The following is a 13,052-nucleotide window of genomic DNA, read 5'->3' on the forward strand; positions in this document are numbered from 1 at the left end:
GCTCAATCAGGAAAGATTACTTTGCAAGTGTTTTCCGCCATTCGTTTTCCATGGCCTGTGAAATATGATAGCTTTCATATTCCGGCATAAACCCTTCGTGCCAGATATGAAATTTCAAACCGTCAAACTGAGTGAAAATCTGCCGTGCTCTTTCCAAGCCGGAAGGGCAGTATTTGAAATTGACAACCGCGGTGGTCCAGCGCTTCCCGCTAAGGATGGTCGGTTCTTCGTCAACAAAACGACTATACAGTTGATTCTCTTTTATTTTCCATGTCATCAGATCATCCTGACCACAAAATAATGTCCAAACCCCGTCGCCGCCGGAAACGTTCGGAAAATATTTTTGCTTTATGAGTTCCAGAAAAAGTTCGCTGAACTTCGTAGAGGCGTCGATCGTGTAGGTAAGGGTATGATCGTCGGCGTCATCTCCCATACAAACATGTTGACGGCTGATCGTTATATCCACTTTTTATTCCTCCCTGTTTGCTTTTATCCTGCGCTTTTATTCTACTATAATTTTCAAAGGACGGAAATAGTTTTTCCCCAGCCTGAATTTCAACGATAAAAGGCATAGCCCGCAAAAGGCCATGCCCTGCCATGGATTCAATTTTATCAGATTTCCCTCAAGCTATTTTTCCGCTTTCAGGCAATCCAGCTTCCGGGGATCGAAAGCGCCGCTTCGCAGCATTTCGATTTCCAGCCCATACGGCGCGTGATCGTCGACATACGGCGTCTCCAGAATTTTAACGACATCCCCCAGCCGCGGATCCGCAAATACCCGGTACAGCGAATCAAAACCGATTTCACCATGACCTAAATTGGCGTGGCGGTCCTTGCGTGCACCGCGGACGTTTTTGGAATCGTTGAGATGGATGACCTTTAATAAGGACAGCCCGATCATGTCGTCCCATTGCTTTAACACTGTATCCAGCTCAGCCACCGGGTAGCCGGCATCATGGATATGACAGGTATCCAGACAGAACGCGATCCGCTCTTTCTTCATCACGCCCTCGCGCATCGCCTTTAGCTGTTCAAAGTTCCAGCCCAGCTCGCTGCCCTTGCCCGCCATCGTTTCCAGACAGATCAGCACATCGTGATCATCCTGAGCGAGCGCCTGATTCAAACCTTCGATGATCTGCATCAGACCTTCTTCCGCCGTTGCCTTGACGCTGCTGCCGGGATGCAGAACAAGATACCGCGCGCCGATTGCCGCCGTCCGGGCCAGTTCCTGCTTCAGGAAGCGGACGCCCAATTCAAAGGTATCCGGATTCTGAACGTTGCCCAGATTGATGATATAGGGCGCGTGCACGATCACGTTTTCTAACGGAATCCCGTTTTCCTTTAACAAACTCTGTGCTTCTTCAATCCGCAGCTGTTCCACCGGCTTGCGCAGAGTGTTCTGCGGCGGCCCGGTATAAATCATCAGGGCATTGGCTTTGTAAGACAACGCTTCTTTGACCGCGCCCGCAAAATAGTCCGGCGCTTTCATCGAAACATGACAGCCGATCTTATTCATCGCTTCCCTCCTGTCGTTTCTGGCGCTGCAGCGCCTTGTAGCGTTCCTTGCGCTGTGCCTGGATTTCGCTCTGGATCATCGCCCGGCGTTCCTTGCGCTGGATCTGCTTGACTAAAGCGGCCTTTTTCTTCTTATATCCTGGTTTGACCTTTTCCTTCTTCCGGTTCAGTGACCGTGCGATTTCCTTTTCGCGCTGCTGCCCCGGCGACATTCTGCGGCGATCGGCCTGCCGCTGCGCCTGCCACGCGCCGTTTTTAAACGAGCGGACTTCAAAATGCACGCCGCGTTCTTTCAAGGATCGAATTGCACGTTCATCCTGTTCCTGATATAACGCGAAGCACGTTCCCTCACGGCCTGCCCGGCCGGTCCGGCCCGCACGGTGGATATAAAAATCCAGTTCGTTCGGGAATCCCAGCGAAACAACATGCGTAATCCCGTCGATATCAATTCCGCGCGCGGCGATATCCGTTGCCACGATGTAGCGGTGATCCGCCTGTTCCAGCTGCTTCATCGCCTGCCGGCGCTGACGCGGCTGCAGACCGCCGTGGATTTCGATCACCGGCACATCCGCCTCGCGCAAGGCGTTGGCGGTCGCAGCTGCTTCTTCGCGGGTATTCGCGAAGATCAGGCAGACATACGGCATAAAGCCCGGTAAAATCTGCAGCAGCGTTTCGGCATAGCTGCGATGCTTGCATGGAACCAGAATGTGCTCAATCTTCGGATCCATTTTCGTTTCCTGCTCGATTTTGATCGTCTGCGGCGTCTGCATATACTTCTTTAAGAACGGCTTGAGACCTTGGGGAATCGTCGCGCTGAACGCCATCATCTGTAAATGATTCCCCATTCGGGAAGCGATTGCGTCGATGTCCTCCAGAAAGCCGAATTCCAGCGTCATGTCCGCTTCATCGACAATCAGGATCGAAGCGGTATCGACCCGCAATACTTCCTGATCCAAAAATAAATCCTTGATCCGGCCCGGCGTGCCGATGACCAAATGCGGCTGGGTCTTCACGGAATCCGCCATTTTTTCCCGGTCCAGCCCGCCGGTAATCAGCCGTACGCGCAGCCTTGGATCCGCCTGCGTCATCGTTTTGGCCCGGTTGTAGATCTGCATGGCCAGCTCGCGGGTCGGCGCGGTAATAACGGCCTGAACCTGCGGCAGCTCAGGTTTGATTTTTTCCATCAGCGGAATCAGAAAAGCATGGGTCTTGCCGGTGCCGGTTTCAGAAATGCCGATGATGTCCCGGCCTTTTAACGCGACCGGGATGACGGCGGCCTGAATCGCTGTCGGTTCTTGAAAGCCTTCCAGCTTGATCAATTTCTGCGTGCTCTCACGCAGCGCGAAGTCGTTGAATTGTGTCATAAAATTCCTCCTTTACGGGGTGAAAACTTGTTTATTATCGAATCGGTTCCGATCGTTAAACTTCTCACTTTGCCCATCAATTATACAGATTTTAAGCTTTTTATGCAATTCTCACACCGCTTTTCCTGCATCTTTTTCCATGATCTTGCCCAGTCTTCCCGTTTTCAAGTCAATTTGTTTATTTTTTCAGAACAATCCACCTGAAGGAGAGCATCTTACGGTTTTTTCGACGGACTCGCTGGATTTTATTTCACTTGCGCACAAATCGGCGTTCACGGTATAATGATTTCAGGAAAAAGGAGTGTTTCATTTATGGAAATCATCCCCGTCATTCCCCGCGGTTATTGCAAAGGGGTTACGCAGGCCATCGCGCTGGCCCGTAAAACAGCGCGGGAAAATCCGGGCGTGCCGATTACGATGCTCGGTATGATCGTGCATAACCGCTATGTCGTCGACGCCCTGCAGCTCGATCATATCCGCTGCGTGGAACAGGCAGGCAAAACCCGGCTGGAGCTGCTGGATGAAGTAAACGAAGGCATCGTGATCTTTACGGCCCATGGGATCAGTGAGGAAGTCGCCAAGAAAGCGCGGCAAAAAGGATTGATCTGCGTCGACGCTTCCTGTTCCGACGTCAAGGAAACCCAGCGCTTAGTCCGTCAGGCGATTGCCGAGGGTGCGGATGTGCTGTATATCGGCAAGCGGAATCATCCGGAGGCGGAGGCCGTGCTGGCGATCAGTCCGCGCGTGCATCCGGTGTATGATCTGGATTCGTTAGCCGCCCTCTCCCTTAACAATCCCAAAATTCTGGTCACCAACCAGACGACGATGAGCGTTCTGGAAATCGGCCGGCTGATGGATCAGATCCGCGCACGTTATCCGCATGCCCGCTTTGAAAGAGAGATCTGCAACGCTACCCGGATTCGTCAGGAAGCGATCCAGAAGCTAAAAAGCGTCGACCTGTTGATCGTCGTCGGCGATCCGCAGTCCAACAATTCCAACAAACTGAAGGACATTGCGATTCAAAGCGGAATCCCGGAGGTGCTGCTGATCGAAACCGTGCGGCAGCTGAAGCCGCAGGACTACCTGGGCCGCGAGCGCATCGCCGTGACCAGCGGCGCTTCAACTCCGACCTACCTGACGCAGCAGGTAATCGGCTATCTCAACGAAGCCGCGCAAGGCAACACCCCGGAATATCCGGCCATTGAACTGGATCATCTGTTATAAAGACAACGCCGTTTTCACGGCGTTGCTTTTTCGTTTACGCGGGCGGTCAAGCTTTCCACGAATTACTGGATCGTGCGCTCGCCTGCCTTTTCCAGCAAAATCTGACCGTCATAAAACGGCGCGGCAAAATCATATTCAAACGGAATCAAAATTGAACCATCCATCCCCAACACGCCATACCGGCCGCTTTGATCCTGCGCAACGATTCGTCCGTGATCCAAAGGATACGCCGCCCAGCGATCACGATCCGGATCGATTGGCAGCGGCGCCAAATATTGGCATGGAATAATTTCTTCTCCCGCGGCATTGACATACCCCCATAAGCCATCCCGCGCCACCGGAATCAGATCACCATTGATCGCCAGACCTTGATCATAGATTGCTCCGGTGATCAGCTCGCCTTTCCGGTTCACGACGCCGACGCGATCCAGCCATTCATATTCGGGCAGACCCTCCGGCGTTTCAGAGTAGCCGCTGACAGCGTGATACAAGCCCAGCTCGCCGCTCATCCGCGACCCGTCGAAGGGATGAAAGATGCCCGGCCCATCATGGCCATACTGCACCAAGTATGCAGTGCCGGTGGCCACATCGCCATAGATCGCTTTCGCACTGATCCCATGTTCACCCCAACAGAGATGATAGGGCGTGTCAAGCAACAGTGAAAAATCATAAGCCTGAGCGTCGCAATGCAAGTCAAGACTGTCTAAAACAGGCACCCGGCGGCCTGTGATTGGGACGATCACCTCTTCATGAGGGCCGGCTACTCCCCACAGGCCAGCTTTTTCCAGGATGAAGTATCCCTCAACAAGCTCCAATTCAGCCTCCGACTGAGGAAAATGCTGGATCAAAGGATAAATCGCATCAAAACTGATCTCAGTAAGCAGATCACGGTCCGGGTAAACGGGTTCCATGGCTTCAATCTCGTAGTCATTCAAGACTACGAGATCATTCTCATAGTTAAATTCAGGCTGATAAATAACGCGCAGCGCTGCCTGTTCAATCTCTTGCCGACCTCTTAGAATTACTAAGGAACCTGTCTTCAGGCGATCATCCCCCTCCACGACATAGTAAATATTATCTTCTAAATAGCGAGAACCCGCCGTGGTAGAATACAGAGCCACTTCAATTTCACCTTCCACCGCCGGGGTGGACGCCGGTGTTGCTTCCACGCAGGGTATCGTCTTGGGTTTGGACGTGGAGGAACTTTGTGGTTTAGTCTTTGTGCTGCAGCCAATCATTAAAAATAATCCCAAGATCAACAGACTGAATCGCCGCATCGTTTTTCTCCTTCCTTTTCTTCTATTATAAAGAAACGATCAGGATTATAAATAATTCGATTCACAATTTCATGGAAATGTAAGAAATGGCGTTGTCATGAGATCGACAGGGCCTTATTCCCTACCGTCTGCCAGGATAAACGACAGCAGGATCTCAAAACGTTAATTTGTTGACGGATCACACAAGTTTCCACAAATGTTGCGGCTGGGAATTTCTCTGCCTCGTTCAGGAAAATTGAGCCTGAGTCCTCACGGATGGACGTGCGCACAACGATTCAATTCAGCTGGTTCGTGTTGAAAAATGAATTGGGCAAAGGCTTCAGCGCTGATTCAACGAGGACAAGAAAAGGACTGGAATTGTTCTCCGGTCCCTTTTACTGTTCTGCTTTTTTATGTTTTTTCAAGGCTTCGATTTCCTGCGGCGTACAGTTCCGCCACGCTCCCGGCTGCAGCGTTTCATCCAGCTTCAACGGGCCCATCGTCAGCCGTTTTAAATATACGACCTCGTTATCGCAGGCGTGCATCATCCGTTTCACCTGATGAAATTTACCTTCCTGAATTGTCAGCAGAATGATGTGCTCTGCCGTCTGCCGAAGCGTCGCCGGAAGGCAGACTTCCTCATCGCTGATCCGGATTCCCGTTTGAATTGCCGCTTCATACTGCGGATCCCAGGGTCTTTCCAGATGGACTTCATAGGTTTTATCGACATGCTTTTTCGGCGAAAGCAGATCATGCGCCAAAGCGCCGTCGTTGGTGATCAGCAGCAGACCTTCGGTGTCGATATCCAGCCGTCCGACCGGAAATAAGTCGGAGCGGTTCGTTTCCAGACAATCCAGCACGGTTTCATAGCGGCTGTCCTCCGTAGCGCTGATGACCCCCTGCGGTTTGTTCAGCATGATGTAAACTTCGGTTTCATAAGTGACGATCCGGCCGTCGACCTGGATCTGATCCTGCCGTTCGTCAATTTTCTGATCATCCTTTTTTACCCGCTGACCATTGACCACGACCCGGCCCTTACGGACCAGCTCCTTAACCTCTTTGCGGGTGCCGAAGCCGGCATGCGCCAGGAATTTATCCAGCCGCATCATCGCACAAACCGCCTTGTCATCCGACGGACCATCGCCGGCAGGCTCATGTGGAACAGATGCTGCGGCAGCCGGAAGAACGCCGTTGTGATGACGTATGTCAACATGCCCAAAATGCCATAGGCCGCTAACTGCAATACGCCGACGACCCGGGATGTGTTCACCACGGTCAGCCCCGCCCAGCGCAGCAGAACAAAACAGCCGTTCATCGCGATCAAACCGATCGCAATCGCGCCCAAACGCCGCCAGACACGCGCATACTGGACTTTGTATTTCTTCTTGATCAGATTCAGGTTCAGGAAAATGATGACCAGCGACGTCACGACGCTCGAAGTGATCGCGCCACTGAAGCCGGTATATTTCACTAACGGAAAGAACGTGATCAGCTTGACGATAAAGCCGATGATCAGATACAGGATGCTCTGGCGGCGAAAGCGCAGCGACATCATTAACGAGCTGCAGATCGGCGACAAAGTGCCGGTTAACGCCAATAACGAGCTCCATGCCAGCATTTCGCTGCCCAGGCTGAGATTTCCTTTGCCATACATGATGTAATAGATCGGCGAAGCCAGCGCGAACAGGCAGAAGCACAGCGGCGCGCCGATATACAAAACGGTGTCCAGACAATCCAGAACATTCCGCCGCAGTTCTTTAAAGTTGCGGTTTTCCAGCGAAATTGTAACATACGGAACAATCCCGGTCGAAAAGCCTAAAGCCAGCACCTGCGGAATCGAGGTCAGCTTGTTGCACTGCACCTGAATGATGCCCAGCGCCAGCTTGGCGTCCTCATAACTGCTTCCGGCGGACGTCGCCGTATTGATAAAAAAGTTATTGTTGACAATATTCATACTGTTGCCCAATAACGCCGTGATCAGATACGGTAAGCCAAACAGAAGCAGCTCCTGAAACAGCTCGCCGACCTCCTTCGGCCGGCTTGTCTGATGCCGCGCCAGCTCCTTGATCGGCTGGTAATGCTTGCGATCGTAGATCAGGTAATACGCGATCGCCGCGATCGCCGCCAGCGAAGTGGACAACACCGCCATATATACGGCGAAAATATTGTTCATATCCAGAATATAAACAAAAAAAGCACCCAGCGCCAGGAGGGAAACAACCCGGGTCAGCTGTTCCAGCACCTGCGAGAACGCGTAAGATTTCAAATCTTTTAAACCCTGGTAAAACCCGCGGAATGAGCTGAGAAATGGCACGCAGACAACAGCCAGCGACAGGATCATGAAGACATTGCGCAGAATTGCGACATCCTCCGGGGTTTTCTTCGCCCCCAGCACCGAAGCCGCCAGCGGCCCGGATACCATGATGAACAAGACCGCCATGACAAATCCGCTTAAAAGCATCAGCGCCATCGACAGCTTGCGCACCAGAATGACGGTTTTATAATCCTCATTATTGGAATATTTTGCGACCATCGCCGCGACCGCGAACGGAATTCCGGCTGAACAGATACTTAACAGGATATCGTAATACGTATAGGCGACGCTGTAAAACGACATATTCGCTTCCCCGGCGATCGCTGTAAACGGGACGACATAAAGAAGTCCCAGTGCTTTGGAAATAAAGATCCCGGCCGAGCTGGTTAACGCCCCGGCGATCAACGATTGTTTTTTACCCTTGGTCATGATTACTCACTGTCGTCCTCATCCTCCGCCGGCAGATCGTCGTGCGTCTCTTCCGGCTCCGGCTGCGGGGTTTCGTTCTGATTTTCAAAATCCCCTGTCAGCTGCAGGTATTCACGAGTTTCCTTCAGTTTGGCGTAATCCTTCCACAGCACCAGCACATTCAAATTCACAGTCGGCGAAGCAGTCTCCCCGCTGGCCATCAAGCCCTTCACATAGCCCAGCTTGGGATAGACCTGATGGGGAATCAGCGAATATTCTTCATTTTCCAACAAACCGACCGACGGCGCGATCACTGCGGTTTGGGAATAATCCACCGCCTCGTCGATCACCAGCATCTCCACGTCAACCATGGCGACCTGCGGATTATCAAGAATGACATAATACCGGTAAGTACCGTCAGGAAGCTGGTTCATGACGACTTCGAGATCATAAAAATCCGATTTTTCCTGAAATCGGTCCATTTCCATAATGGATTTATAGTAAGCAGTATACAGCTGCATTTTTTCCGTACTGATTTGATTCGGATCCTTTTTAGAACAACCGCCGATCACAAACAAGGCAGCGGCCATCAGGCAAAGTATCTGTCTGCGCATAAACAACACCTCCAGAGTATTATAACATAAGACGTTAAGCTTACAAAAGGATTAATTCCCGCTTTTGTCTCCATCCCGCCAAAATTCGTCCGGCCGCGCTTCAAAGTCCTGACTTGACACAACCCTCAAAGAGAAAAACTGAAGCAGATAGACGACCCTGGGGAACGACTTTCTCCCTGATGGTCTTTTCACTTCGCAAGATGGAAAGAAAAAGAAACTGCTTCTTTTCCCCAGCAGCCTGTGGAAGAATCAGTTTCTCCTTTGCTTTAGCGCTCGGCCTTTTTCTTGAAGGTCCGGCACAGCGTTTCATGATCGCAGCATGGCTGAATGCATTCGTCGCAGCCAACTTCAATCTTTTCAGCGGTGCATTCGCATTGCGTGTTGTATACGCAGGTCTTGACGTTGCACCCGATCCGGTTCTTATTCATCGTCATCGCCTCCCGCATTTATCCTTCCCGTTTCCGCCGATTTTATCCGGTAGACGACCATCCCGCTGAAACTGTACAGCTGTTCGGGTATCACGGAGAAATGCGAGGTTGCCAGCTGGACCGACAGGACGTCGTTTTCACTCAGCTCCGCCAGAAATTCGTTCAGGCTGTCGGTCAGGTCATCCTCATGCTGCTCGTCAAAGACTTTCACCTGGATCATGTCTCTCACCCTGCTTCAGCATACCCGCAGGCCCTGGGCGAAATTTGTCTAAAGCAGGGCGTGCTGCTGCATAAAATCATGCAGCGCCTGTTTTTCTGTCGGATCCAGCGGCACTAACGGCAACCGCACTACGTCTGTGCACCAGCCCTGCAGTGCGAGCATCGCTTTGATATCCGAAGGCGAGGAAACTTTGAAGATCTGATTGCTGACCTGCTTCAGGCACTGATCCAGTTCGGTGTTCTCCACGCCGTATTGATAATCTTCCCAGATCTTGACGATCATCCCCATGACGCAATGACCGGCAACCGAAACGATCCCGCTGATCCCCTCGCGCAAGCCTTCCAGAAAGTATCCGTCTTCCCCGCTGAGAATCTGCACCTGATCATTGGCCATCAAGATTGCCCTGACCATCTCCATGTCGTGGCACGCCTGCTTCAAAGCCCGGATCTGGGGATAATCCTGAGCCAGACGGATCACAGTTTCAGCGCTTAACGCCACGCCGGAGCGCTTGGGTACATTGTAAAGCATGAGCGGTTTCTCACTGACGCGGGCGCACGCCGCGAAATGGGCGTATAACCCCTGCTGGGACGGCCGGACATAATACGGACACACAAGCATGATTCCGTCGACCGGTTCCGTATTGACCCAGCGGATGAGATCCAGCGTCTCTGCGGTATTGTTGGTCCCGCATCCCATCCAGACGCAAACCCGCCGATCACTCTGCTTCAGCACGCAGCGCAGCACCTGTTGTTTTTCTTCCCGGGTTAAGGCGCTGGCCTCCGCCGTCGTTCCGCATACGACAAACCCGTCGCAGCCCTCCGCAATCAGCTTTTCGACGAGGTTGCTTAACGCGGTTAAATCAACCTCCCCGGATTCCGTCATCGGCGTGATCAGCGCCGTCATGCAATGGCCCAGCTTCATTGTGATCCCTTCCCTTCCAATAACAGCGGCTGAATCTGGCGGTCTTCCAGCGCGGCCTGCAGCGTGGCTTCGATCAAGCGCCAGTCGCTGACCAGACTGTTCGGTTTATGCACGTAGTCATCCTGTCCAAACGGCACGAAAAACAGATGCCGCAGCTGTTTCAGTCGCAGCAGGTTAACCCCCGAAAGACCGAGAAAATCATTGGACGCAATGCCCAGCACCAGCGGTTTCTGATTGCGCAGTAACGCTTTGGCCGCCAGGGTGACGGGCGTATCGTAAATTCCCAGCGCCAGCTTGTTCAGCTCGGTGGCCGTTATCGGCGCGATGACCATCGCGTCAAAATGGTCGATCGGGCCGGTGCGCTCGGCTTCCTGCAGCGTCGTCATCACCGGCTTGCCCGTCAGACTCTCCAGCTGTTTTACCCGCGCGGCGGCCGTGCCGAAACGGGTATCCAGACGCGCGGTATTCTCGCTTAAAATCATCGTAACAGGCCAGCGTTCAACCATGTCCGCCAGCTGTTCGATGACTGCGGCATGATTGCAGAAGGATCCGCACATTCCCCATAGAAGCTTCATCGTTTCACCTCTTTCAAAATCACGTCGGCCAGGATTTCACCAGCGCTCTGCCACGCCACGATCCCCGGCAGCGGCGGCGCGGCGATGACGTGCGTATCCTTGCGTTTATACACGCGTTCGCTGACGCCGACCGCCCGCGAAGCGATATCAATGATCAACGGCTGTGTCTGCCAGCCGGCCACCATCGCCTCGCTGATCACCTCGATGGGCGCGGTGTTGATCACGACCGGCCACGGCTGCTGAAACTGCCATTCCTGCAAAGGGATGAAAGCGTACGGCAGCAGCGCGGATTCAGGATGCGCATGCGCGGAAACAATCCTGACTTTTAGCCCCAGCTGATGAAACAGTCCGGCAATCGCCCGGCCGCAGTGCCCGAAGCCGATCACATCGTAACGATATTCCGCCAGCGAGCGCGGCGTATTCTGGATCACCATCGCTAAAATTCCCTCCGCCGTTAACGCCGCGTTGGCCGCGACGACCTCCTCCCGTGCTAAAAGTGAGATCACCGTCTGCGGCAGCTTCTTAATGTACGGCGTGATCACTCCCGTAAAAATCAACGTTTCCTTGCGCAGCGACGCAAAGAAATCCTTCATGCAATACCCTCGTTTTTTGAGTTCGATAAATCCGTCGTCGCTGACGCCCTGAATCGGCAGGATGACCAGATCCATTCTGTTCGCCATCCGTTCGATCTGTTCCATGTCTTTTTCACACCGGCCTTCCTGGACCTGAATCCCGGCCGACCGTAAACGCTGAATGATAATTTCCATTCGCTGGTCATTCACAAACACGACCGCTTTCATGGATGCACCTCCTCTTGTATCCCATTCTATGACAAAAAAAAAGAAGGGTTCCTGTCCCTTCGGTCCTTGCCGAGGGAAACGAACCCTTCCTGATCTTTCAACGCTTTTTCAGCCCGATGACCTCTCGCCCTTTCCAATCTTGTTCTTAATGACAATCTTCTCTTTTTTGCGCGGGATTGCGATTATTGAAAGTCGCAGACAAAATAGTTCTTCTTGCCTTTGCGCAGAATCGTAAATTCCTGATTAAATGCCTCGCTGCGGCAGACCGGCGTCATCGGATCCGTCACCTTTTCACCGTTGACCTGAATGGAACCGCCCACGATCCACTCGCGGCCTTCGCGCTTGCTTTTCGCGATGCCGCTCGCCACCAGCACGTCCAGTAACGGCTGCTTGTCCTCAATCGTAAAGCGCGGCATGTCGGAAATCCCCTGCTTCAGCTCCTCCACGGTCAGATCCCTGAGGTTGCCGCCAAACAGCGTCTGCGCGATTTTAATCGCAGTGTTGTACGCTTCTTCGCCATGGATGAACGTGATGACTTCCTTCGCCAGCGTCTTATGCGCTTCGCGTAAATGCGGTTCCGTCCGGTTCTTTTCTTCCAGTGCTTCGATTTCCTCCCGGCTTAAGAAAGTTAAAAATTTCAGGTAATCAATGACCTTGCTGTCCTCGGAGTTGATGAAGAACTGGTACATTTCATAAGCCGACGTCTTGTTGATATCCAGCCAGATCGCATGACCGTTGGTCTTGCCGAACTTCGTGCCGTCCGACTTGGTTAACAGCGGCATCGTAAAGCCATAAGCTTCCTGTCCCGTCTTCTTGCGGATCAGCTCAATCCCGGCCGTGATGTTGCCCCACTGATCCTGACCGGCCACCTGCAGCGTGCAGCCCTTGTTTTCATGCAGCCACCAGAAATCCATCGCCTGCATCAACATGTAAGAGAACTCGGTATAGGTGATGCCGGCGTCCAGACGGCGGCGCACGATATCCTTGTTCAGCATGTAATTGATATTGAAGTATTTCCCATAATCCCGCAGAAAGTCAATGAAGTTGATGTCCTTGTACCAGTCGTAGTTGTTGACGACCTCAAAGCCGAAGACTTTCTCCGCCTGCTTTTTCAGGCATTCATAGTTGTGATTGACTTCTTCTTTTGTAACCATCGGCCGTTCCGCATCCGGCTTCGGATCGCCGATCAGCCCGGTGCCGCCGCCGACCAACAAGATCGGATTGTGTCCGGCGTCTTTTAAACGCTTGCTGATGAGAAACGATGAGAAATGCCCGATGTGCAGACTATCCCCGGTCGGATCTGTCCCAATATAAAACGTCATGCCTCCGGCGTTCAATTTCTCCCGCAACTCCGGCGAGCTGACATCTTTGATCAATCCCCGCCATTCCAGTTCTTCATAGATACCCATTTGA

At 52.6% G+C, this 13,052-nt stretch carries 14 protein-coding genes; 1 reads left to right on the forward strand and 13 read right to left on the reverse strand.

Annotated elements, in window-relative coordinates; translation table 11 throughout:
• Window positions 1–16: 16 nt before the first annotated feature.
• The 3 genes from I2D94_RS13515 to I2D94_RS13525 form a co-directional block, all read right to left on the reverse strand.
• Complete coding sequence (locus I2D94_RS13515; RefSeq protein WP_195397294.1) at window positions 17–466, reverse strand: hypothetical protein; 450 nt, start codon at window positions 464–466, stop codon at window positions 17–19.
• 162 nt (window positions 467–628) lie between these two features.
• Complete coding sequence (locus tag I2D94_RS13520) at window positions 629–1,516, reverse strand: deoxyribonuclease IV (RefSeq protein WP_195397295.1); 888 nt, start codon at window positions 1,514–1,516, stop codon at window positions 629–631.
• Window positions 1,509–2,879, reverse strand: coding sequence for a DEAD/DEAH box helicase (locus I2D94_RS13525; RefSeq protein ID WP_072683429.1), 1,371 nt, complete (start codon window positions 2,877–2,879; stop codon window positions 1,509–1,511). The genes I2D94_RS13520 and I2D94_RS13525 overlap by 8 nt, the downstream gene beginning before the upstream one ends.
• Window positions 2,880–3,191: 312 nt before the next feature.
• Between I2D94_RS13525 and ispH the strand changes: the two genes are divergently transcribed.
• Entirely contained in the window at window positions 3,192–4,103 is a 912-nt protein-coding gene (gene ispH / locus I2D94_RS13530) for a 4-hydroxy-3-methylbut-2-enyl diphosphate reductase (RefSeq protein WP_195397296.1), read from the forward strand.
• Window positions 4,104–4,165: 62 nt separating this feature from the next.
• Here ispH and I2D94_RS13535 read toward each other — a convergent pair whose 3' ends face one another.
• The 10 genes from I2D94_RS13535 to tyrS form a co-directional block, all read right to left on the reverse strand.
• Complete coding sequence (locus tag I2D94_RS13535; RefSeq protein WP_195397297.1) at window positions 4,166–5,380, reverse strand: WG repeat-containing protein; 1,215 nt, start codon at window positions 5,378–5,380, stop codon at window positions 4,166–4,168.
• 374 nt (window positions 5,381–5,754) lie between these two features.
• Window positions 5,755–6,465: a pseudouridine synthase gene (locus tag I2D94_RS13540; protein ID WP_195397319.1), complete on the reverse strand. Its 711-nt coding sequence runs from the start codon at window positions 6,463–6,465 to the stop codon at window positions 5,755–5,757.
• Window positions 6,465–8,102: an oligosaccharide flippase family protein gene (locus I2D94_RS13545; protein WP_195397298.1), complete on the reverse strand. Its 1,638-nt coding sequence runs from the start codon at window positions 8,100–8,102 to the stop codon at window positions 6,465–6,467. Before I2D94_RS13545 ends, I2D94_RS13540 begins: the two co-directional genes overlap by 1 nt.
• Before the next feature lie 2 nt (window positions 8,103–8,104).
• Window positions 8,105–8,695 carry a hypothetical protein gene (locus I2D94_RS13550; protein ID WP_195397299.1) on the reverse strand — a complete coding sequence of 197 codons (591 nt, stop codon included), beginning with the start codon at window positions 8,693–8,695 and terminating at the stop codon, window positions 8,105–8,107.
• 266 nt (window positions 8,696–8,961) lie between these two features.
• On the reverse strand, window positions 8,962–9,123 hold the full coding sequence (locus I2D94_RS13555) for a DUF1540 domain-containing protein (RefSeq protein WP_072683434.1): 162 nt from the start codon (window positions 9,121–9,123) through the stop codon (window positions 8,962–8,964).
• A complete protein-coding gene (locus tag I2D94_RS13560) occupies window positions 9,116–9,343 on the reverse strand; it encodes a sporulation protein Cse60 (protein ID WP_195397300.1) in 228 nt (75 codons plus the stop codon). The genes I2D94_RS13555 and I2D94_RS13560 overlap by 8 nt, the downstream gene beginning before the upstream one ends.
• Window positions 9,344–9,391: 48 nt before the next feature.
• Window positions 9,392–10,264, reverse strand: coding sequence for a 4-hydroxy-tetrahydrodipicolinate synthase (dapA, locus tag I2D94_RS13565; RefSeq protein WP_195397301.1), 873 nt, complete (start codon window positions 10,262–10,264; stop codon window positions 9,392–9,394).
• On the reverse strand, window positions 10,261–10,839 hold the full coding sequence (locus I2D94_RS13570; protein WP_195397302.1) for a dipicolinate synthase subunit B: 579 nt from the start codon (window positions 10,837–10,839) through the stop codon (window positions 10,261–10,263). The genes dapA and I2D94_RS13570 overlap by 4 nt, the downstream gene beginning before the upstream one ends.
• Complete coding sequence (locus I2D94_RS13575) at window positions 10,836–11,639, reverse strand: dipicolinate synthase subunit DpsA (protein WP_195397303.1); 804 nt, start codon at window positions 11,637–11,639, stop codon at window positions 10,836–10,838. Before I2D94_RS13575 ends, I2D94_RS13570 begins: the two co-directional genes overlap by 4 nt.
• Window positions 11,640–11,821: 182 nt before the next feature.
• Window positions 11,822–13,048 (reverse strand): tyrosine--tRNA ligase, encoded by a 1,227-nt coding sequence (gene tyrS, locus I2D94_RS13580; RefSeq protein ID WP_072683439.1) that lies wholly within the window; start codon window positions 13,046–13,048, stop codon window positions 11,822–11,824.
• Between the last annotated feature and the right edge of the window lie 4 nt (window positions 13,049–13,052).

The organism is Holdemania sp. 1001302B_160321_E10 (genome assembly GCF_015552275.1).
Classification (GTDB): domain Bacteria; phylum Bacillota_I; class Bacilli_A; order Erysipelotrichales; family Erysipelotrichaceae; genus Holdemania.